Source organism: Nocardia sp. NPDC059229, assembly GCF_042754165.1.
In the GTDB taxonomy this organism is placed as follows: domain Bacteria; phylum Actinomycetota; class Actinomycetes; order Mycobacteriales; family Mycobacteriaceae; genus Nocardia.
This window is the reverse complement of sequence record NZ_JBHZAK010000003.1, coordinates 464,991-484,109: the sequence shown is the minus strand read 5'-3', so window position 1 is coordinate 484,109 and position 19,119 is coordinate 464,991. Positions and strand designations below refer to the sequence as shown.

At 68.9% G+C, this 19,119-nt stretch carries 21 protein-coding genes and 1 pseudogene; 9 read left to right on the top strand and 13 right to left on the bottom strand.

Annotated elements, in window-relative coordinates; all coding sequences use genetic code 11:
- The first annotated feature begins 54 nt into the window (after positions 1-54).
- Positions 55-630, top strand: coding sequence for a TetR/AcrR family transcriptional regulator (locus ACFXHE_RS11065; protein ID WP_379382014.1), 576 nt, complete (start codon positions 55-57; stop codon positions 628-630).
- A gap of 76 nt (positions 631-706) precedes the next feature.
- On the top strand, positions 707-1,495 hold the full coding sequence (locus tag ACFXHE_RS11060; RefSeq protein WP_379382012.1) for an oxidoreductase: 789 nt from the start codon (positions 707-709) through the stop codon (positions 1,493-1,495).
- Positions 1,496-1,557: 62 nt separating this feature from the next.
- Here the strand turns inward: ACFXHE_RS11060 and ACFXHE_RS11055 are convergent, their stop codons facing one another.
- Both ACFXHE_RS11055 and ACFXHE_RS11050 read right to left on the bottom strand, forming a co-directional pair.
- The gene (locus tag ACFXHE_RS11055) at positions 1,558-1,878 is read right to left on the bottom strand and encodes a co-chaperone GroES (RefSeq protein WP_328601883.1); all 321 of its coding nucleotides are present in this window, start codon (positions 1,876-1,878) and stop codon (positions 1,558-1,560) included.
- 30 nt (positions 1,879-1,908) lie between these two features.
- On the bottom strand, positions 1,909-2,532 hold the full coding sequence (locus tag ACFXHE_RS11050) for a TetR family transcriptional regulator (protein WP_379382010.1): 624 nt from the start codon (positions 2,530-2,532) through the stop codon (positions 1,909-1,911).
- Positions 2,533-2,679: 147 nt separating this feature from the next.
- Between ACFXHE_RS11050 and ACFXHE_RS11045 the strand changes: the two genes are divergently transcribed.
- From ACFXHE_RS11045 to ACFXHE_RS11035, 3 genes are all read left to right on the top strand, one after another.
- Positions 2,680-4,143, top strand: a complete 1,464-nt coding sequence (locus ACFXHE_RS11045) for an MFS transporter (RefSeq protein WP_379382008.1) — start codon at positions 2,680-2,682, stop codon at positions 4,141-4,143.
- A 107-nt stretch (positions 4,144-4,250) separates the two neighbouring features.
- Complete coding sequence (locus ACFXHE_RS11040) at positions 4,251-5,570, top strand: FAD-binding oxidoreductase (RefSeq protein WP_379382118.1); 1,320 nt, start codon at positions 4,251-4,253, stop codon at positions 5,568-5,570.
- A gap of 46 nt (positions 5,571-5,616) precedes the next feature.
- A complete protein-coding gene (locus ACFXHE_RS11035; RefSeq protein WP_379382006.1) occupies positions 5,617-5,907 on the top strand; it encodes a GNAT family N-acetyltransferase in 291 nt (96 codons plus the stop codon).
- Here ACFXHE_RS11035 and ACFXHE_RS11030 read toward each other — a convergent pair.
- Positions 5,904-6,224: a hypothetical protein gene (locus tag ACFXHE_RS11030; protein ID WP_379382005.1), complete on the bottom strand. Its 321-nt coding sequence runs from the start codon at positions 6,222-6,224 to the stop codon at positions 5,904-5,906. The two genes, ACFXHE_RS11035 and ACFXHE_RS11030, sit on opposite strands and share 4 nt — an antisense overlap.
- Positions 6,225-6,536: 312 nt before the next feature.
- On the opposite strand from ACFXHE_RS11030, the gene ACFXHE_RS11025 reads away from it, so the two are divergent.
- On the top strand, positions 6,537-7,052 hold the full coding sequence (locus ACFXHE_RS11025; protein WP_379382003.1) for a hypothetical protein: 516 nt from the start codon (positions 6,537-6,539) through the stop codon (positions 7,050-7,052).
- Positions 7,053-7,160: 108 nt separating this feature from the next.
- On the opposite strand, the gene ACFXHE_RS11020 is transcribed toward ACFXHE_RS11025, so the two are convergent.
- From ACFXHE_RS11020 to ACFXHE_RS11005, 4 genes are all read right to left on the bottom strand, one after another.
- Complete coding sequence (locus ACFXHE_RS11020) at positions 7,161-8,318, bottom strand: acyl-CoA dehydrogenase (RefSeq protein WP_354831566.1); 1,158 nt, start codon at positions 8,316-8,318, stop codon at positions 7,161-7,163.
- A gap of 171 nt (positions 8,319-8,489) precedes the next feature.
- Entirely contained in the window at positions 8,490-9,194 is a 705-nt protein-coding gene (locus ACFXHE_RS11015) for a TetR family transcriptional regulator (protein ID WP_379382001.1), read from the bottom strand.
- Positions 9,195-9,387: 193 nt separating this feature from the next.
- Positions 9,388-9,891, bottom strand: a complete 504-nt coding sequence (gene purE, locus ACFXHE_RS11010) for a 5-(carboxyamino)imidazole ribonucleotide mutase (protein WP_379381999.1) — start codon at positions 9,889-9,891, stop codon at positions 9,388-9,390.
- Positions 9,884-11,107 carry a 5-(carboxyamino)imidazole ribonucleotide synthase gene (locus tag ACFXHE_RS11005; RefSeq protein WP_379381997.1) on the bottom strand — a complete coding sequence of 408 codons (1,224 nt, stop codon included), beginning with the start codon at positions 11,105-11,107 and terminating at the stop codon, positions 9,884-9,886. The genes purE and ACFXHE_RS11005 overlap by 8 nt, the downstream gene beginning before the upstream one ends.
- A gap of 98 nt (positions 11,108-11,205) precedes the next feature.
- Here ACFXHE_RS11005 and ACFXHE_RS11000 point away from each other — a divergent pair, with 98 nt between their 5' ends.
- On the top strand, positions 11,206-11,775 hold the full coding sequence (locus ACFXHE_RS11000) for a GtrA family protein (RefSeq protein ID WP_379381995.1): 570 nt from the start codon (positions 11,206-11,208) through the stop codon (positions 11,773-11,775).
- Here ACFXHE_RS11000 and ACFXHE_RS10995 read toward each other — a convergent pair.
- From ACFXHE_RS10995 to ACFXHE_RS10970, 6 genes are all read right to left on the bottom strand, one after another.
- Complete coding sequence (locus ACFXHE_RS10995; protein WP_379381994.1) at positions 11,741-13,063, bottom strand: ATP-binding protein; 1,323 nt, start codon at positions 13,061-13,063, stop codon at positions 11,741-11,743. The genes ACFXHE_RS11000 and ACFXHE_RS10995 overlap by 35 nt on opposite strands.
- Entirely contained in the window at positions 13,060-13,752 is a 693-nt protein-coding gene (locus tag ACFXHE_RS10990) for a response regulator transcription factor (protein WP_364623412.1), read from the bottom strand. Before ACFXHE_RS10990 ends, ACFXHE_RS10995 begins: the two co-directional genes overlap by 4 nt.
- A gap of 38 nt (positions 13,753-13,790) precedes the next feature.
- On the bottom strand, positions 13,791-14,171 hold the full coding sequence (locus tag ACFXHE_RS10985; protein ID WP_379381992.1) for a hypothetical protein: 381 nt from the start codon (positions 14,169-14,171) through the stop codon (positions 13,791-13,793).
- A 113-nt stretch (positions 14,172-14,284) separates the two neighbouring features.
- The gene (locus ACFXHE_RS10980; protein ID WP_379381990.1) at positions 14,285-15,595 is read right to left on the bottom strand and encodes a sensor histidine kinase; all 1,311 of its coding nucleotides are present in this window, start codon (positions 15,593-15,595) and stop codon (positions 14,285-14,287) included.
- Positions 15,596-15,677: 82 nt separating this feature from the next.
- Positions 15,678-16,355: a response regulator transcription factor gene (locus ACFXHE_RS10975; RefSeq protein ID WP_354830111.1), complete on the bottom strand. Its 678-nt coding sequence runs from the start codon at positions 16,353-16,355 to the stop codon at positions 15,678-15,680.
- Between the two features lie 9 nt (positions 16,356-16,364).
- A complete protein-coding gene (locus ACFXHE_RS10970; RefSeq protein ID WP_379381988.1) occupies positions 16,365-16,910 on the bottom strand; it encodes a PH domain-containing protein in 546 nt (181 codons plus the stop codon).
- Positions 16,911-17,080: 170 nt separating this feature from the next.
- Between ACFXHE_RS10970 and ACFXHE_RS10965 the strand changes: the two are divergent.
- A pseudogene (locus tag ACFXHE_RS10965) lies at positions 17,081-17,446 on the top strand (acyl-ACP desaturase); the annotation flags it as partial.
- 197 nt (positions 17,447-17,643) lie between these two features.
- Complete coding sequence (locus ACFXHE_RS10960) at positions 17,644-19,071, top strand: protein kinase (protein WP_379381986.1); 1,428 nt, start codon at positions 17,644-17,646, stop codon at positions 19,069-19,071.
- The last annotated feature ends 48 nt before the right edge of the window (positions 19,072-19,119 follow it).

Genomic DNA, 19,119 nt, shown 5'->3' with positions numbered 1-19,119 from the left:
CGCGAAGTACCCCGTTCTTGACCTCCAGGTCTAGAACGGGGTACTTTTGCATTCATGGGCCGACCACGGAGCTTCGACGAAGACGCCGTGGTGGAACGTGCAATGGAGACGTTCTGGACACATGGCTATGCGAACACCTCCCCCGCCCAGCTCGCGGAAGCCTGCGGAGTCGGAAAAGGCAGTCTGTACAACACCTTCGGAAGCAAGCGGGAGTTGTTCGACCAGTGCATGGCACGGTACGACCGGACCGGGGTGGAACTGGCCCGGGAGGTCTTGTCACAGCCGGGGACGACCCGCGAACGACTTCGCGCCTGGATGCGGTGGACCGTCGACAACGATCTGGCGCAGCCGGTCCGCCGGGGGTGCCTGGTGGTGAATACCGCCATGGAGCTCGGCGGGCATGATGCCGAGGCGACCAAGGCGGTGACGGTCGCGCACGCACACCTGGTCGAGGCGTTCATCGAGCGCATCGAGCAGGGGCAGCGCGACGGCGATGTCCCGACGCAACTCGACGTCCTGGCCTACAGCGAGTTCTTGATGAATACCATTGGCGGCCTTCGCATCATGGCCAAGATCGCGGACGCGGAGACGCTGTACCGCATTATCGACACCGCACTGACCACCCTCTGACCGACGCACGGGCCGCATCCGGCGGCCCTTTCTTCTACCCCAGTTTTTGACCTACAGTTCAAGAAAGGTACGAATCATGGATCTCGGACTGAACGGCAAGACCGCCCTCGTCACCGGCGCCAGCCGGGGCATCGGACTGGCCGTCGCCGAAGCGCTGGCCGATGAGGGCGTGCGCGTCGTGGGCGTGGCCCGCAATGTCACCCCGGAGCTCGAAAAGGTCGCGGCAGCAGCGGTTTCCGCCGATCTGAGCACCACCGAGGGCGCGCTGGCCGCGGTCGAGGCGGCGCTGTCCGAGCTCGGCGGCATCGATATCCTGGTCAACAATGTGGGCGGCGGCGACGCCGACCAGCTGACCCTGGGCGGGTTCCTGGACATCCCGGACGAGCAGTGGCGAAAGCTGTTCGACCTCAACCTGTTCGGCGTCGTGACCACCACCCGCGCGGCCTTGCCGAGCATCATCGAGCGGCACGGCGCGATCGTGACCGTGTCCTCGATCAACGCCCGGATTCCGGCGGCCGGCCCGGCCGGCTACAGCGAGGCCAAGGCCGCGCTCACCAACTTCGGTAAGCGGCTCAGCGAGGAGTTCGGTCCGCAGGGCGTCCGCGTCAACACGGTGTCGCCCGGGCCGGTCGGCACCGACATCTGGCGCAGCCCCGACCACCTCGGCGCAAAGCTGGCCGCGGCCAACGGCATGGACCACGAGCAGTTCCTGAACGCCATTCCGGCGCAGTTCAATATCACCTCCGGCCGCATCGCCGAAGCGAAGGAGGTGGCGGCGCTGGTGACCTTCCTGGCCTCCGAGCAGGCCGCCATCATCACCGGCGCGGACTATGTGATCGACGGCGGCATCATCAAGACGGTCTGAAACACCGGTACGACAACGGCCCGCGTTCTCGAAAAGAACTCGGGCCGTTGATATTCGATCGACTACAGGTAGAGGCCGGTGCCGTGCTCGGGGTGGGAGTTGGCGACGGCGTGCAGATCGCGTTCGCGCAGCACGTAATACGCCTGCGCCTGGATCTCCACCTCGAACTGATCGTCGGCGCTGAACAGCACCTGGTCGCCGACGCTCACCGCGCGGACATGCGAACCCACGCCGCAGACCTCGCCCCACGACAGGCGCTTGGCCACCTGCGCGGTGGCCGGGATGAGAATGCCGCCGCTGCTGCGCCGCTCGCCCGCCTCGGGGTTGAGCTTGACCATGACGCGGTCGTGCAGCATTTGGATCTCTAGCTTGGCATCGGACACCGCGGCAGTGTACTGCGCGAGTACGAGCGGTTACGCCCCGGTGCCCGCGTCCGGCCCGGCAGCCGACGCCGCGGACTCGGGCGCGACGATGCGGCGGATGGCGTCCTTGATCCAGGCGCGCTGCTCCTCCGGATCGGCGTCCACGCCGATGGTGAAGGCGTTGACCTGCGGAACGGCCAGCGGATAGTTGATCATCGACATGAGTAGCATCAGCACCTGACCGGACGGCATGTCCGCGCGCATCAGGCCCTTGCCCTGCGCCACCTCGACCTTCTCGCGCTTCTCCAGGTAACGGCCGCAGCGCAATTCGCCCGCCGAGGCGTGTTCCCGGCCCAGTTCCAGGGCCTCCCACTGCAGCAGGCGCAGTAGTTCGGGATGTTCGCGGTGGTAGTCGATGTGCTGGTCGATCCAGGTGTCGAGGTCCTCGATATCGGTGGTCACCGAGCCGGCGACGGCCAGCATGGTCTCCTCCAGCACCTGATGGAAGAGCTTCTCCTTGTCGCCGAAGTAGGCGTAGATGAGCTGCTTGTTGGCCTTGGCATTGCGCGCGATGCGGTCCACCCGCGCCCCGGCGATCCCGTACTGCGCGAATTCCGCGGTCGCGGCCTCGAAGATGCGCGCCTTCGTGGCCTCGGGATCCCTGGTGCCTGCCATGCCCTCGATGGTAACCAACCAACTGGTTGACAAGCCGGGGATCCCCGTGGAATATCTCTAACCAACCGGTTAGTTACAAGACTCGAGTTTCCGGCGCAATGGCGCGCCCGCCACCCCCATTCCCCCCTTCACGCTCGGGAGAACGACGTGACCACCCTCGAAAACCGGCTTGCCGCAACGGCTCCCGTCGCGACCGGCCCCCTCGAGTTCGCCGCCCGCTGGCGCGCGCTGCCCGTCATCCTCAGTGCCATGTTCATGGCGATGTTCGACTGGTTCGTCGTCAATGTCGCCGCCTCCTCGCTGGAACACGACCTGCACGCCGGTGAATCGGCGCTGGAACTCATCGTCGGCGGCTACGGCTTCGCCTACGCCTCGGGCCTGATCACCGGCGGCCGGCTCGGCGACCTGCACGGACACCGGCGGCTGTTCGTGGTCGGCATGCTCGCCTTCACCTTCGCCTCACTGCTGTGCGGGCTCGCGCCCAATGCTTGGGCGCTGGTCGCCTTCCGCATTCTGCAGGGCGGCACGGCGGCGCTCATGGTGCCGCAGATGCTCGCGCTCATCAACACGCTCTTCCCGCCGCGCGAACGGCCCAGGGCCATGGCCGCTTTCGGCGCCACCATCGGCATCGGCGCGGTTTCGGGTCAGGTACTGGGCGGGGTGCTGCTCGACGCCGACCTGTTCGGGTGGGGCTGGCGCACCATCTTCTACATCAATGTGCCCATCGGGCTGATCGCCGCCGCCCTGGCCGCGCGTTGGCTGCCCCGGCACGAGCCGACCCACCGGCCGAAACTGGACCCGATCGGCGCGCTGGGCATCTCGGCCGCGCTGGCACTGCTGCTGGTCCCGATCACGCTGGGGCGCCCCGAGGGCTGGCCGGTGTGGACCTGGGTCAGCATGCTCGGCTCGATCCCGGTGCTGCTGATCACCCTGCGCTACGAGAACCGGCTGGCCACGCGCGGCGGCGAACCCGTCCTCGACACCGGCATGGTGCGTGAACGCGGGTTCAGCCTCGGACTGGTGATCGCGGGCGGGTACCTGACCTTCTTCGCCGGATTCATGCTGTGCCTGACGCTCATGCTGCAGAACGGGCTCGGGCTCTCACCGCTCACGGCCGGGCTCGCCTTCGCGCCGCTGGGACTGTGCTTCGCGGGCAGCTCGTTCTTCCTCGCGCCGCGGGTCGCCGCCCGGATCGGCAATCGGGTCATGGTGGTGGGGACGCTCACCAGCCTCACCGGGCTGGCGCTGACCCTGGCCGTGCTGGCCACCATGGGCCAGCACGTGACCGTGCTCGCGCTCATCCCCGGCATGATGATCGTCGGCACCGGCAATGGGCTGACCATTCCGTCGGTGGTCGGGGCCGTGCTGTCGTCGGGGATTCCGGCGCGGCAGGCCGGGATGGCGGCCGGCGTGCTGACCACCTCGCAGCAGTTCGGAAACGCCATCGGCGCAACGGTTCTCGGGGTGGTCTTCTTCAGCGCCCTGGGCGCGCACCACGGGACCGGTGGCTACGTGACCGCCATGGAGATGGCCGCGCTCGGCGGGGCCGCGGTGCTGGCCGTCGTGCTCACCGCCGCACTCGCCCTGCCGAAGGCCGCCACCGCACACTGAGAACTCCCGCTTGTCGTACGGGCTTCCGGACAAATCAGCCGGAAGCCCGTACGTTCCTGAGTGTGGACATCGATCTCGACACACTGAGCGGTCTGCTCCCGGCGGGCATGGTGGTGACCGATCCGGACGTGCTGACCGGATATCGGCAGGATCGGGCGCTGGATCCGGAGGCCGGGACCGCGCTCGCGCTGGTGCGGCCGCTGACAACCGAGCAGGTCGCGGCCACCGTGCGGTGGGCGGCCGAGCATCGGGTGCCGATCGTGCCGCGCGGGGCCGGGACCGGACTGTCCGGCGGGGCCACCGCGCAGCCCGGAGCACTGGTGCTGAGCACCGAGAAGATGCGGGAGATCAGCGTCGACACCGTGACGCGGACCGCGGTGGTGCAGCCGGGACTGCTGAACGCCGAGGTCAAGCGGGCCGTGGCCGAACACGGACTGTGGTATCCGCCGGACCCGTCCTCCTTCGAGATCTGCTCCATCGGCGGGAACGCGGCCACCAATGCCGGCGGGCTGTGCTGCGTGAAGTACGGCGTCACAACCGATTACGTGCTCGGCATGGAGGTCGTACTGGCCGACGGGACCGCGGTGCGGCTGGGCGGGCCGCGGCTCAAGGACTCGGCGGGACTCTCGCTGACCAAACTGTTCGTGGGCAGCGAGGGGACGCTGGGGATCATCACCGAGCTGACCCTGCGGCTGCTGCCCGCGCAGCCGCCGCAGTCCACCGTGGTCGCCACCTTCCCCACGCTCACCGCGGCGACCGACGCGATCCTGGCCATCACCGGCCAATTGCGGCCCTCCATGCTGGAATTCATGGATTCGGTGGCCATCAATGCCGTCGAGGACGAGCTGCGCATGGGACTCGACCGGAACGCGGCGGGGCTGCTGGTGGCGCGGTCCGACGCCCCGGGCGAACACGCCGGGCACGAGGCGGACATCATGCTGGCCGCCTGCGAAAAGGCCGGGGCCACCGAGGCTTTCCGCACCGACGATCCGGAGGAGGGCGAAGCCTTCTGCGCGGCACGGCGATTCGCCATCCCGGCCGTGGAACGCAAAGGGCCGCTACTGCTCGAGGACGTGGGCGTGCCGCTGCCCCGGCTCGGCGACCTGGTCACCGGCATCGCCGAAATCGCCGCGCACCGGCGGGTGCTCATCTCCGTCATCGCGCACGCGGGCGACGGCAACACCCATCCCCTCATCGTCCACGACCCCGCCGACCCGGAGGAGTCCGAGCGCGCGCACCTCGCGTTCGGCGAGATCATGGAGCTGGCCATCGGCCTGGGTGGCACGATCACCGGCGAACACGGCGTCGGCCGGCTCAAGAAGGCCTGGTTACCGGATCAGCTCGGCCCCGATGTGATGGCGCTCACTCGCCGGATCAAGGACGCGCTGGATCCGCACGGGATACTCAATCCGGGCGCGGTCCTCTGACCGGCCCGCCGGAACAATCCGCATCACAAGGGAGTTCACACCGGTCATGAGCACCAAGCTGGAACACAATGCCGACGCGACCCGCTACGAGATCTACCTGGACGGCACTCTCGCGGGCTACGCCGACTACGCGGAGCGGGTGGACGGCGACACCAAGGTCCGCGACATCCAGCACACCCTCACCTTTCCCGAGTTCCGGGGCCGCGGCGTGGCCGCGCAGGTGGTCGAGTTCGCGCTGAACGACGCGCGCACGGACGGCTTCTCGATCATTCCCACCTGCTGGTACGTCGAGAAGTACATCGGGGAGCACCCCGAATACGCCGACCTGGTGGCCTAATTCGCGCGGTGGTGCCGACGCTGCCAGACCCGGAAATGCCGGTCGGCGCTGCCCACCATCGCTTCCCCCACCTTCGCGTCGTCGAAGCCCGGGAGTGACTGCAGCTTGGCCAGGAACGCGGTGTCGGCGGCCGAGTAGGGCACCACACACCCCTTACCGGTCGCCCCGATCAACACGAAGAACACGTCCCCCGCGAACGGGCCGTCGGCCGCCGTAATGATCCGCACCTCTGCCAGTTCCGTCCACGCGACCTCTTCCACCCGTCCGTCGGCCAGTGTGCGCCGGACGAAGATGTCGTTGATTTCGACTCCGGCCATGGCTCCATAGTGCCCCCGGCATCCCCACCCGAACAGCCCTCAAACCCGTGCTCTACCCGAGGAAGCCGCGAAGAGAGGTTCCGGCGAACCCTCCTGCCGCACATGGACGGCGAGCCGATCACCAGAGCAATCCTTCAGCTACCGAACAGATTTCGCCGCGTCCGCGGCCCGCGCGTCACGCGGCGGTCGAATCCCGCCGATTCACAGGAGATTCCCGGCTAAGTGAAGAGCTAATGTTTCAATACTCGGTTAGGGTCCGGAAGTCCCCTGGACACAGGGGTTTTCGACAACAACTGGGGAGAAACAGACCCGATGAAGAAGTCGGTCCTTGCTCGTTCGAGCGCCGGTATCGCCGGAGCCGCTGCCGTGGCCGGGCTCACCCTCGCGATGGCCCCCGCGGCCTCCGCGCAGCTGGCCATCACGACCTCCACGGCCTACTGCGCCGGTACCACCTACACCATCACCTTCCCCGCGGCCGACGCCGCGGCCATGGCCTCCCAGTACGGCGACAACAACTTCGTGCTGGAAGCCACCAACACCACCAGCAACGTCACCTGGTGGTCCGCCGCCGTGGCCTCCACCTCGGGCCAGGACGTGACCTTCCAGTGGACGCCGTCGCAGTCGGTGCCCGCATCCGCCACCGCGACGGGCTCCTGGAACCTGTTCGTCACCGAGGCCCATGTCGCGGCCACCGCCGAGGGCCCGCTGGCGGTCACCGTCGTGCAGACCGCACCCTCCGGGACCAGCTGCACCCCGTCCACCGGGACCGGCAGCTCCAACTCCATCCCGCTGATCGGCGGCCTGCTCAGCAGCCTGTCCGCGCAGTAGTTCGCAGACGTCCGGCCCGGTACTCCCTCATCCGGGCCGAACGCAACGGAGGCGGCCCCGAGCCCAGCTCGGAGCCGCCTCCCGCGTATCCGCCGGATCGAAAAGCGATCAGCGCAGGATCTGACGCGACATCACGACGCGCTGGATCTGGTTGGTGCCCTCGTAGATCTGGGTGATCTTGGCGTCGCGCATCATGCGCTCCACCGGGAAGTCGGTGGTGTAGCCGGCGCCGCCGAAGAGCTGGACGGCGTTGGTGGTGACCTCCATGGCCACATCCGAGGCGAAGCACTTGGCGGCCGCGGAGATGAAGCCGAGGTTCTTCTCGCCACGCTCGGCGCGGGCGGCCGAGGTGTAGACCATGAGGCGGGCGGCCTCGATCTTCATGGCCATGTCGGCCAGCATGAACTGGGTGTTCTGGAAGTCGGCGATGGCCTTGCCGAACTGCTTGCGGTCCTTGGTGTAGGCGATCGCGGCGTCCAGGGCGCCCTGCGCGATGCCGACGGCCTGCGCGCCGATGGTCGGGCGGGTGTGGTCCAGGGTCTGCAGGGCGGTCTTGAAGCCGGTGCCGGGCTCGCCGACGATGCGGTCGCCGGGGACCTTGCAGTTCTCGAAGTACAGCTCGGCGGTCGGGGAACCCTTGATGCCCAGCTTGTGCTCCAGCGGGCCGACCACGAAGCCCTCGTCGTCCTTGTGGACCATGAACGAGGAGATGCCGTTGGCGCCCTTGTCGGCGTCGGTGACGGCCATGACGGTGTACCAGTCGGACCGGCCGCCGTTGGTGATCCAGCACTTGGAGCCGTTGATGATCCAGCCGTCGCCGTCGGCCTTGGCGCGGGTGCGCATGGAGGCGGCGTCGGAGCCGGCCTCACGCTCGGACAGCGCGTAGGAGGCCATCTTGCCCGCGACGATGTCGGACAGCACCTTGTGCTTGAGCTCCTCGGAGCCGTTCAGGATCAGGCCCATGGTGCCCAGCTTGTTGACGGCCGGGATGAGCGAGGAGGAACCGCAGACGCGGGCGACCTCTTCGATCACGATGCAGGTGGCGACCGAGTCCGCGCCCTGGCCACCGTAGGCCTCCGGCACGTGCACGGCATTGAAGCCGGCCGCGTTGAGGGCGGTCAGCGCCTCCTCGGGGAAGCGGGCGTTGCCGTCCACATCCTTCGCGTAGGGGGCGATCTCCTTCTCGGACAGGCCGCGGATGGCCTCGCGCAGCTCGTGGTGGAAGTCCTCGAGCTGGAACAAGTTGAAATCGGGGTTGCCCGCCATGGGGTTCGTCTCCTGGTCTTCGGGGGATCGCCGCTGGTTGCCCAGCATCGCCAACTTGTGCGGCACTCAGTGCCAGTCGAAGTTGAGTATACGCCGCGAAATCCCAGTTACGTGCGGGTACCTGCGTACCAATCTGTGGCACGCAGTGTCATTTGCGCCACTGTGGGCGTCTCACAGCGTATCGAGGCGACGGGCCAGCAGGTCCGCGACCTGCCGTGGCGAGAGATCGCGGGGAAACACCGCCACCACCATCTCGTCCGAGGCCGGCGCGGGCCCGCGTCCTCCGCGCGGAATCGCCGCCAGCGCCGCCCGCAGATCCGCCGGACTCGCCGCCGACTCACCCCGGACCATCCGCCGCAGCAGATAGTTGTGGGTAGCCGTCACCGCGGCCGTGAACTGCACCAACTCCAGATCCGCGGTCCCCTGCAATCGCCCGCGCAGATAGTCGGTGAACAACCGCTCGTACCGGAAGACCGTCACGATCTCCCGCTCCCGCAGCGTCGGCACCTGCCGCACCACCCGGTAGCGCCGGGCCGCGATCTCCCGCCACTGCGTGAACCGCTCGAACACCTCGACCACGGCCTCGCACACGGCATCCCACGGATCCCCCTGCGCCGCCTCCAACGGTGTGCTCTCCAAGAATGCCCGCGCCTGCGCCAGCTGCGACTCGTGATCGGCGAAGACCACGTCCTCCTTGGACCGGAACTGCCGGAAGAAGGTCCGCCGCGAAATCCCCGCCGCCTCCGCGATCTCGTCGACCGTCGTTGCCTCGTAACCCTTTTCGGCGAACAGCCGTAGCGCCTGATCCACCACGGTGAGACGGCGCTGGGTCGAATCCGCGTCGGCGCGCGGCCGTGCGGGCTGGTCGGTAGGCATCCGCCAACGGTAGCGACCCCGCCGCCCGCCCCGGCACCGCCTCGCGATGGCACGCCGTCCCACCGATCCGGCGCCACGCTCACCGACGACGATCACGCAGCGCGAAGAGGTCCCGGCGCATATGCGCATCGCGCCGAAACAGTTCGAGGCGGCGCTTGCCGCACCGCCTCGTCCCGTCGCCGAACCCGCGGCGCTAGCCCAGGAGTTTGGTGCGCAGCGCCTCGTCCTTCTCGAGGACCATCTTTTCCAGGCCGGCCTGGAAACGTTCCATGCGGGAACGCAATTCGGGGTCCGCGGTGGCGAGGATGCGGACCGCGAGCAGGCCGGCATTGCGGGCGCCGCCGATGGAGACGGTGGCGACCGGGACGCCGGCGGGCATCTGGACGATCGACAGCAGCGAGTCCATGCCGTCCAGGTACTTCAGCGGCACCGGCACGCCGATGACCGGGAGCGGGGTGGCGGAGGCGACCATGCCGGGCAGGTGGGCCGCGCCGCCCGCGCCTGCGATGATCACCTTGACGCCGCGCTCGGCCGCGTTCTCGGCGTAGTCGAGCATGCGCTGCGGAGTGCGGTGCGCGGAGACCACGCCGACCTCGAAGCGAATGCCGAACTCGGCCAGAGCTTCCGCGGCCGCCTCCATGGTGGGCCAGTCGGAGTCCGACCCCATGATGAGGCCAACCTGTGCGGTGTCAGTCATGGTGCGGATCCCATCCGTCGGTCCAGATCGCGTGCGACATCCAGTGCGCCGCCCGCTCGGCTTTCTCCCGGGTCTCGGCCACGTCGTCGCCGAGGATATTGATGTGGCCGATCTTGCGGTCGGGGCGTTCGCCCTTGCCGTAGAGGTGCACCTTGGCCTCGGGGATGCGGGCCGAAAGATGGTGCAGCCGTTCGTCCATGGACATCTCGGGGGCTTGCGGCGCGCCCAGGATATTGGCCATGACGGTGACCGGGGCCAGCGGCCTGGTGCTGCCCAGCGGGTAGTCCAGGACCGCGCGCAGGTGCTGCTCGAACTGACCGGTGCAGGCGCCGTCCATGCCCCAGTGGCCGGAGTTGTGCGGGCGCATGGCCAGCTCGTTGACCAGCAGCTCGCCGGCGTGGGTCTCGAACAGCTCCACGGCCATGGCGCCGGTCACGCCGAGCTCGGCGGCCAGGCGCAGGGCGAGCGCCTCGGCCTCGGTGGCCCTGGCCTCGTTCAGGTCCTGCGCGGGCGCGATGACCACCGCGCACTGGCCGTTGCGCTGCACGGTCTCCACCACCGGCCAGGCGGCGGCCTGCCCGAACGGGGAGCGCGCCACCATGGCCGACAGCTCCCGCTTCAGGTCCACCTTGGCCTCGGCCATCAGCGAGACCCCGTGAGCCAGCTGGTCTTCGATGATCGGGGCGGCCTCGGCGGCGTCGGCGGGCATCCACACGCCGCGGCCGTCGTAGCCGCCGCGGACCGCCTTGAGCACGAACGGCCAGCCGTGCTCGTCGGCGAAGGTCACCGCGTCGGCGACCGAGGTCACCTCGGCGTAGGCCGGGATCGGCACGCCCAGCTCGGCCAGCTTGCGCCGCATCCGGAGCTTGTCCTGGGCGTAGATCAGCGCCTGCGGCGGCGGCTGCACGTTCACACCCTCGGCGATGAGCGCCTCCAGGTGCGCGGTCGGTACGTGCTCGTGGTCGAAGGTCAGCGCGTAGGAGCCGACGGCGGCCTTGCGCAGCGCGGCCAGATCGTCGTGGCTGCCGAGGACCACGTCCGGCGTCACCTGGGCGGCCGGGTCGTCGGGGCGCTCGGCGAGCACGCGCAGCCGCTGGCCCAGCGCGATGGCCGCCTGATGGGTCATGCGCGCGAGTTGGCCACCGCCGATCATGGTGACGGTGGGCATCGCGGAGGAATCGAAGGAACGGGCGCTCACGCTGCACCATGTTGTCATGACACCCACCGGCTACTGACCCGCGGGTCGCATGACAGGTATCTGCCCCGATTTGTACCGGCCGGACAGCGCATGGACCAGAGACGTAGACTCGCTCCGTGTCATTTGTCGACAAAGTGGTCAACCGCCTGCCCACCCCCCTGCGGGCCCTCGCGGACCGCCATTACGAACTACTCAAGTTCGCGATAGTCGGTGCGACCACGTTCGTCATCGACCTGGGCATTTTCTACGTCCTCAAATGGACGATCATGGACACCAAGCCGACCGTGGCCCGCATCATGTCGGGCACCATCGCGGTCATCGTGTCCTACATCCTCAACCGGGAATGGACCTTCGACAAGCGCGGTGGGCGCGAGAAGCACCATGAAGCGCTGCTGTTCTTCCTGGTCAGCGGAATCGGCGTCGGACTCGCCGCGCTGCCGCTGTGGGTGTCGAGCTACGTGTTCGACCTCCGGCAGCCCAATGTGAGTTTCACCGTCGAGAACATCGCCGACTTCTTCAGCGCGTTCATCATCGGCAACCTGCTGCAAATGGCATTCCGATTCTGGGCCATGAAGCGGTGGGTGTTCCCCGACGAAATGCAGGAACTGCAAACCGAATTCGAGGACCTCGTCAACGAGGCCGAAGATTTCGTCAACGAGAACGAGGAGCCGCTGGGTCACAGCTGAGGGTGACGGTCAGGCGGACGCCGCCCGCCGGACTTTCCCCGATGGTCGCGGTACCGCCGTGCAAGCGGGATTGCTGCGCGACCAAGGCCAGACCCAGACCGCTGCCCGGCGTCGTGCTCGCCCGGTAGAACCGTTCGAAGACCCGCTCCCGATCCGGTGCCGGGATGCCGCGACCGTCGTCGTCGACGGTGAGGACGACGTGATCATCGTCGCGCCGCGTCGCGATCTCGATGCGCCGCGCCCCGCCGTGCCGGACGGCATTGGTCACCGCATTGTCGACGATCGAACGCAGTCCGGCGGCCAGCCCGCGCAGCACGATGGGCTCCACCGCCTCGGTGTCGATGAGCACGCCGGGATTCGAGCGCCGCGCGTCATCCACCACCTGATCGATGAGCTGTCCGAGCTCCAGATCCTCCCGATCGGATTCGGTGGCCAGATCGCCCACCGCCAGCCGTTCCAGGGCCTGCAGGGTGGCCTCGACCGAACTCTGCGCACTCAGGATCTCGTCGAGAATCTCCGCGCGTTCGGCATCCGACAGCGGCATGGACCGCAGCACCTGCAGGTCGGTGCGCATGGCCGTCAGGGGCGTGCGCAGCTCGTGCGCGGCGGTGGCGGCGAAATCGCGTGCCGTGACCAGTGCTTCGCCGGTGTGCCGGCGCTCGGTCGCGATGCGCCCCAGCATGGTGTTCATGGCCTCGGCCAATTCCGTCGTCTCGCTGGCCACCGGATGACGCGGGGTCTGTAGAGCCAGCCCCTCGCCCAGCCCGGCCGTCGCCGCGGTCAGCCGCCGCAGCGGAACCACCGCCCGATGCGCGAAATACCAGCCCAGCACCGCCGCCAGCAGCACGGCGGCCAATCCGATGAGCACGATCCGGATCCGCTGCTGTGCAGCCGAATCCGAGGCCACGCCGGTCGGCACGGTCACCGCCACCGGATGGCCGTCGAGCGCCACCGTGCGCGAGTACTCCGGCTCCGGACTGCCCGGCTCGCCGCGCACGATGAGCACCCCGGGCTTCGTGACGGCGGGCAGGCCCGGCTCGGGAACAGCCGTGCCGCCGGGCACGGGGAGACTCGGCTGCACGGGTTCCGGCAGCGACCGGCCGGGTTGCAGCTGGGCGGGGGCGAGCGCGATCGCGCTGACCACCCGGCCGACCTGATTCGCCGCGTCGTTCGGCGCGAACGCGAACAACACCACCGACATCGCGGCGACCACCACCGCGGCCGTCGCGGCGCTCGCCAGCGCGACCCGGGCGCGCAGCGACACCGGCCGTCGCGGCAGCCTGGTCACGGCTCGGTCCGCAGCACGAAGCCGACGCCGCGGACGGTGTGCACGAGCCGCGGGGATCCGGCGGCCTCGATCTTGCGGCGGAGGTAGGAGACGAACACATCGACCACCTTGGTCTGGGTTTCGAAGTCGTAGCCCCAGACCCGGTCGAGGAGCTGGGCGCGGGAGAAGACCTGCCCCGGCGCCGCGGCCAGCGCGGCGAGCAGATCGAATTCGCGTTTGGTGAGGTCGAGGGGCGTGCCGTCGACCCATGCGCGCCGCGCGCCGGGTGCGATGGTCAGCGGGCCCACGGTGATGTGATCGTCGGTGACGTGGGCCGGGGCGGGCGCGCGGCGCAGCATGGCGCGCAGCCTGGCCACCAGCTCGCCCAGGTCGAAGGGCTTGGTGAGGTAGTCGTCGGCCCCGGCCTCCAGGGCGTCGATGCGATCGGTGACCTCCGCGCGGGCGCTGAGCACGCAGATCGGGATGTCGTTGCCCAGCGAGCGCAGTGCCGTGACGACCTGTACGCCATCCAGATTCGGCATGTTGAGGTCGAGCAGCATGGCCTGCGGGGCATACGCGGCGATCTGGCGGAGCGCGGCGGCCCCGTCTGCCGCGGTTTCGACGTCGAAACCCGACATCCGGAGCCCCCGCGCCACCGAGGACAGCACCCTGACATCGTCGTCAACAATCAGAATCCGGGGACCCGTCACAGGATCAGACGATACTGACGCGAGCTGAGAGCGGAGCCTCAGCGACCCGGGTTCACCACGATGGTCTGCGACGGTTTGCCGGGCAGGACCGCCACGCCCGGATCGCCCGGCTGCACGGTCACCACGCCGGGCGCCGGCAGGGCCGGCTGCAACGGGAGGGCCGGCACGGCGCCGGGGCCTGGCGGCACACCCGGCTCGGCCTGGCGCACAGTCACATTGCCGTCGCGATCCTTGATGATCAGCACGCCCGGACCGGCGGGGACGGCCGGAGCGGCGGGCTCGCTACTGCCCGTATCCGCCAGTCCCGCAATCGAATCCGGCGTCGCGGCCTGCGCCACCGCGGGCAGTACCAGCGCCCCGAGGGCGGCGGTCCCGAGGACCGCGGCGGTCATGGTGCGGCGGGCGGTGAAGATCGGCATGGCGTCTCCTGTTCTCTCACCGGCGATCGTGCGCCGGCTCCGGTTGACGAATCCGAAGGTAGGAAGCGGATTCTCAGGACCGGCTAACGAACGGTTAGAGAACGGATAGAAGATCAGCGCGGCTCGGTGCCGACCGCGATCGGCCGCGACGCCACCCCCGAGGAGCCGAGGAACACGGCGAACAGGGCGGGGCGGCGACGCTGGAGTTCCAGTCGCCCGCCGTCGGCTTCGATCAGCGCGCGGGCCAGGGCCAGCCCGACGCCAGTGGAGCCCGCCGCCGAGAAGCCGCGGTCGAAGATGTGCGGCGCCAGTTCATCTCGCACGCCGTCGCCCTCGTCGGCGACCTCGACGACCACCAGCGGCTCGCGATCGTCCATGCGGCCCGTCACCGTACGCACCGACACCGTGCAGGTGCCGCCGCCGTGCATGAGGGCATTGTCGACCAGCACCGCGAGCGCCTCGCGCAGGCGTGAACCCGTCACGGGCGCTTTGAGAGTCGGGTCGCCGAGCAGCACCAGCTTGCGCCCGGCCTCGGCGAAGGGATGCCGCCATTCCGCGACGACACTGCGCAATTCGGCCACCACCGGCAGCGGATCGCGTTCGGCCGCGCCCTCGTCGCGGGAGGCGCGCACCAGTTCGTCGATGGCGTCGGTGAGCCGATCCACCTGCGCCATGGCCTCTTCCGCCTCGTGCACCACCGCCGGGTCGGCGTGCGCGGACAGCTCGTCCAGGCGCAGGCGCACGGCGGTGAGCCGGCTGCGCAGCTGATGCGAGACATCGGCGACCAGGGCGTGCTCGCGCTGCAGCCGGCCCGCGATTTCCACTGTGGCCGAATCCAGGACGTCGGACACCCGGTCCAGTTCGGTGATGCCGTGGCGGCGCGGATCGGCGCGGAAGTCGCCCATGGCCAGCCGCGCCGCGCGGGCCGCCACGTCCCGCAGCGGGTCGGCCACCCGGCGTGCGGTCACCACCGCCACCGCGATGCCCGCGCCCAGCGAGATGAGCACCAGGCCCAGCACCGCGCCGAGCGCCTGCCGCTGCATGGAATGCATTGGGGCCGAGGGCACTTCCAGCCGCAGCGAGCCGTCGGTGCCCATCGACCAGGACTCCGACAGCGGATCGCGCACCGTGTCCGCACCGATGTCGACCTTCTTGTTGGGCTCGGTCGGCGTCGGATAGATGATGGTCAGCTTGCCGTTGGCGGGAATCAGCAGCCGCACCGCCTTGGTGTCCAGCTCGCCGTACACCACGCCGTCGCGCTCCTGCCGCGTCACCTCCTCGGAGATGCCGTTGAGCCGGTTGCGCAGTTCATTGCGATTGATGTCCTCGACCCACTTCCAGGCCGTGAACGCCAGCGGCACACCGAGAACCAGAGTGGTGAGGGTCAAGGCGGCCACCATGGACAGCAGGATCCTGCGTCTCATCGTCGAGATGCCTCGCTTCGCCGGGTTTTCGGGGTTCGGACGCGCGCGGAACAGCACAACAAAAGGATTTCGAACTGAGCGGCTAGTCGGTATTGAACCGGAAGCCTACGCCGCGGACGGTCACGATACGCCGCTCGGCCACCGGCCCCTCGTCGCCGATCTTGCGGCGCAGCCACGACATGTGCATGTCCAGGGTCTTGGAGCCGCGCAGATCGGCGTCACCCCACACCTCGCGCAGGATCATCTCGCGCGAGACCACCTGCCCGGCCCGGTCGATGAGCACCTTCAGCAGCTCGTACTCCTTGTTCGCCAGGTTCACCTCGATGCCGTTCACCAGCACCCGCCGCGCGGCCGGCTCCAGCCGGATGCCGCCCACCTCCACGGCCTCGTCCCCGATTCCGCTGCGGCGCAACAACGCCCGCACCCGGGCCAGCAGCTCGGCCAGCCGGAACGGCTTGCCCACATAGTCGTCCGCGCCGGCGTCCAGGCCGACCACGAAGTCCACCTCGTCGGTGCGCGCGGTGAGCATGAGCACGGCCAGCTCGGCGCCGCGCGCCCGCACCTGACGGCACACCTCGAGCCCGTCCATACCGGGCAGGCCGAGGTCCAGGATCAGCAGGTCGTGACCACCCTCGAGGGCCCGTTCGAGCACGGCGGGACCGTAGCTCTCCACGGTCACCGAATAGCCTTCACGGCCCAGCGCCCGCGACAGCGGGGCGGCGATGGCCTCGTCGTCTTCGGCCAGCAGTACTGCGGTCACGGCACCAGACTACGGGTACGCCCCGGCGGATCCGTAGAAGCCGCCACCGTTCGGATTGTTCTGCACCACATCGAAGACCTGGTGATAGAGCAGCGCGTGCACCTGCTGCACATGCGGAATGTCGTCGTACTCCAGCGGATCCTCCGACGACGAACCGATGATCAGCGTGCCGGTACCCAGCATGCGATCGAACAACCCATGGCGGAACTGCACATTCGAGATCCGGTTCATCGGAATGTCGATGCCGGTGTGGGTGAGCACGCCCTGCCGGATCAGCACCCGCCGATCGGTCACGATGAAATGCGTCGACTTCCACCGGATCAGCGGAGCGAGGCTGCGCCACACCACGATCCCCAGCCACAGCGCCAGAATGCCGAGCAGCAAACCGGTCTGGAGGGTGCCGCCGGTATTGCGCGCCGTCACCCCCGCGGCGAATCCGGCCAACGCGGTGATCAGGATGAAAGTCACGGCGGGCCAGAACAACATCTTCCAGTGCGGATGGCGGTGCAGCAGCAGCACCTCTTCGGGCGCCAATGCCTCCTCCGGATAACCCATGCCGAAACCCTATCGCGGCCGGATGCCGGAATGCTGCTCGGCGACCTGCGGGCCAGGGCGCAATCGTCCGGTTGCCGGTACCATTCGGCAGGCACGAGTTGCCTTTCTTCCTAGTTGTACCGCGCAAGACCTTCAGGGTTTTCCCGAGCAGACCATCCGGCTTCGCCGGTGTGCCGTGGGAGCAGGGCCGCAATTTCGCCGCCATGGGCGGCGAGGACTGGGATCCCGCGCAGTCGCGGCTGACCGAGGTCGCCAAGATCGCGATGATCACCAATCTGCTCACCGAGGACAATCTGCCCTCGTACCACCGCGAGATCGCCGAGAACTTCTCCCAGGACGGCGCGTGGGGCACCTGGGTGGGCCGCTGGACCGCCGAGGAGAACCGGCACGGCATCGTCATGCGGGACTCCCTGGTGGTCACCCGTGGCGTGAATCCGGTGGCGCTGGAACAGGCCCGCCTGATCCACATGACCAATGGCGTGCGGTCGCCCGGTGATTGGGGCGGCTTCCTGGAGAATGTCGCGTACGTGACCTTCGGGGCGCGCGGCGAGAAGGCGCGCGAAGAGCTGGCCGCCTATCTGGACAAATTGGGCCAGGACGTCGTCAAGTTCGAGGAACAGCGCGACCGCATGCTCGCCCGGGAAGCCGCCCGCGACGAATTGCAAACGGTCTGACACCAGGGAGACGTTGTGTGCGATTGAAATAAATTCGGTTCGCTAAGGTGTCCCCCAGTGTGACGAGAGGAAATCCGTTGGGGGATGGCTACCTGGGCCGATACCGCCTCGACGAACTGCTCGGCAGCGGCGGGTCGGCGGAAGTGTGGCGTGCGCACGACACCGTGGCCGATCGCACCGTCGCGCTCAAAATGCTGGCACCCGTCCTGACCGCCGATCCCGAATACCGGCGGCGCTTCGAGCGGGAAGCCCGGGCCGCCGCACTGCTGCACGGACCGCACGTGGTGCCGGTGCACAGCTACGGCGAACTCGAGGGCCGGCTGTACATCGATTCGGAATTCGTGGACGGCCTCGATATCGAGGCCCTGCTCGAATGGGAGGGCCCGATGGCCGCGGACGTGGCCGTGGACCTCATCTCCCAGGTCGCCTCCGCGCTCGACGACGCCCACGCCGCCGGGCTGATCCACCGGGACGTCAAGCCGCAGAACATCATCGTCGCCCCCGACGACGTCGCCTACCTCATCGACTTCGGCACCGCCCTGCAGGACGGCCAGAGCGCCATCACCCAGACCGGCATGCTGGTCGGCACCCCCGCCTACATGGCGCCGGAACGCTTCGAGGGCGCCGCCTCAGCGAGCTCCGACATCTACTCCCTGGGCTGCGTCCTCTACGAATGCCTCACCGGGCAGCGGCCCTTCCGGGTGCGTAATCCGGCGCAGCTCATGCGCGCCCACCTCGACCTCGCGCCCAAGCCGCCGTCCACCATCGACGCGACCGTTCCGGCCGCCCTCGACGCCGTCGTCCTGCGCGCCCTGGCCAAGAAGCCCGGCGAACGGTATTCCACCGCAGGCGAATTCGCCGCCGCCGCCAAGGCCGCCCTCACCGTGCCCGCCGTCCCGGCCGAGCCGGCTCCCGAGGCACAGGTGACCGTGGCCATCCCGAACCCGGCCGGCACCGACGCGCGCACCACCGCCCTCCCGCGCCCGGCGCCCGCTGCGGGAATCCCGGCCCGAATGGATGTTCATACCGTCGCGCTGTCCAAGGAAGCCGATCTGGATCCGGCCGCACGCCGCTGGACCCGGCGACGACTGCTCGCCGCCGGGGGCTTCGCGGCCGCCGCCACCGCCATCGCGATCAGCGCCGCGTTGTTCACGAGCCGGGCCGCGGAACCGCAGCCCGAGCAGCGCGCCCGGACCTCGGCCGTACCGACCACGAAAGTTCCTGTCCAGGCGGCGCTTCCACCGACCACCGAGCCGACGACCGAGCCTCCCGAGGACCCCGCCGCCGAATCCGTCACACCGACGCCGGACGACACACTGGCCCCCGCCGAACCTTCGACCATCGACGCCCCGGCCGGCCCGCGGCTACCCGGACTCGAGATCCCCGGTCCCGGTCTTCCCGGTCCCGGCTTCACCCTTCCGGGCTTTCCGGGGCCCGCCGGCGGCAACCGCCACGGCGGCCGCCCGCACGGACAGAACAGCCAATAGTCCTCGCGCCGAACCTGTTCGGGAACGGGCGCGAATCAGGTTGCGGGA

Coding starts and splice junctions, on each gene's coding strand:
- ACFXHE_RS11025 (WP_379382003.1), top strand. CDS start 6,537: ATGAAGAAGTCGGTCCTTGCTCGTTCGAGCGCCGGTATCGCCGGAGCC.
- ACFXHE_RS10985 (WP_379381992.1), bottom strand. CDS start 14,171: ATGCCGATCTTCACCGCCCGCCGCACCATGACCGCCGCGGTCCTCGGG.
- ACFXHE_RS11040 (WP_379382118.1), top strand. CDS start 4,251: ATGGTGGTGACCGATCCGGACGTGCTGACCGGATATCGGCAGGATCGG.
- purE (WP_379381999.1), bottom strand. CDS start 9,891: ATGACTGACACCGCACAGGTTGGCCTCATCATGGGGTCGGACTCCGAC.
- ACFXHE_RS11030 (WP_379382005.1), bottom strand. CDS start 6,224: ATGGCCGGAGTCGAAATCAACGACATCTTCGTCCGGCGCACACTGGCC.
- ACFXHE_RS11060 (WP_379382012.1), top strand. CDS start 707: ATGGATCTCGGACTGAACGGCAAGACCGCCCTCGTCACCGGCGCCAGC.
- ACFXHE_RS11020 (WP_354831566.1), bottom strand. CDS start 8,318: ATGGCGGGCAACCCCGATTTCAACTTGTTCCAGCTCGAGGACTTCCAC.
- ACFXHE_RS10970 (WP_379381988.1), bottom strand. CDS start 16,910: ATGGGTTATCCGGAGGAGGCATTGGCGCCCGAAGAGGTGCTGCTGCTG.
- ACFXHE_RS11015 (WP_379382001.1), bottom strand. CDS start 9,194: ATGCCTACCGACCAGCCCGCACGGCCGCGCGCCGACGCGGATTCGACC.
- ACFXHE_RS11050 (WP_379382010.1), bottom strand. CDS start 2,532: ATGGCAGGCACCAGGGATCCCGAGGCCACGAAGGCGCGCATCTTCGAG.
- ACFXHE_RS11035 (WP_379382006.1), top strand. CDS start 5,617: ATGAGCACCAAGCTGGAACACAATGCCGACGCGACCCGCTACGAGATC.
- ACFXHE_RS10980 (WP_379381990.1), bottom strand. CDS start 15,595: ATGAGACGCAGGATCCTGCTGTCCATGGTGGCCGCCTTGACCCTCACC.
- ACFXHE_RS11005 (WP_379381997.1), bottom strand. CDS start 11,107: ATGACAACATGGTGCAGCGTGAGCGCCCGTTCCTTCGATTCCTCCGCG.
- ACFXHE_RS11065 (WP_379382014.1), top strand. CDS start 55: ATGGGCCGACCACGGAGCTTCGACGAAGACGCCGTGGTGGAACGTGCA.